Below are 810 nucleotides of genomic sequence, written 5' to 3' on the forward strand. Positions count from 1 at the left end.
AGGAAAATGCTGTTTATGAATCTTTAGAGCAATTTACTGTCCACCAAAAGGATGCAGACCGTGTATTGGAGGATGAGGTAATCTGCATTGAGGTAAAAGGTAGCCCCTTATTATTGCGCAGGGTATTCTATTACGACCATGCAAACGACAATATCTATGAGTTCCTCTCCAACAATTTCGAGCTGGAGGCGACAGCCATTGCCGATATTTACCGGCAGCGGTGGCAGATAGAATCGCTGTTCAAAAGGCTCAAACAGAACTTTCCCCTTAAATATTTTCTCGGGGAATCGCAGAACGCCATCGAGATCCAGATCTGGGTATCGCTGATCGCCCAGCTCATCCTGCTGGTGATTAAAGGAAGGACAGAACATAGATGGGCATTTTCCAACCTGGCATCCTTTATCAGGAACCATGCTTTAACTTATATCCATCTCTTTAAGTTCCTGGATAATCCTAACGTGGACTGGAATAAGTTAACATTGGGAGATCGAAATCAGTTAAATATCTTTCAGACATGACCATGCTATCGACATTAAACAGAAAAACAGCGATCAAGTGAAACCAAGCATGTTTTGTAAGAACATTGGGAATTTAACCGGACAACAATGTTTAAAAACTAGAATTATTTAAATATGCACGAAGTGCGACCCATTAGGAGAAAAACAAAAGGGGCGCTTAACCGACCTATTCGGTAAGCAGAACTGACTATGAGCCAATTAATAGCTTACATAACCATATAATATTGTTTATCAAAAGCTTTTTATTAGAAATCGAAAACCAAATTTAATCAAGAAGTATGAAGAATATTCT

General features: G+C 39.5%; 1 protein-coding gene. It reads left to right on the forward strand.

Translation table 11 applies throughout. From position 1 onward, the window contains the following. A partial coding sequence (locus tag ACFQVC_RS42445) for a transposase (RefSeq protein ID WP_381842148.1) occupies positions 1-518 on the forward strand: 518 nt, incomplete at its 5' end. Positions 519-810 lie beyond the last annotated feature (292 nt).

This window comes from Streptomyces monticola, assembly GCF_042665355.1.
Lineage (GTDB): Bacteria > Actinomycetota > Actinomycetes > Streptomycetales > Streptomycetaceae > Streptomyces > Streptomyces monticola.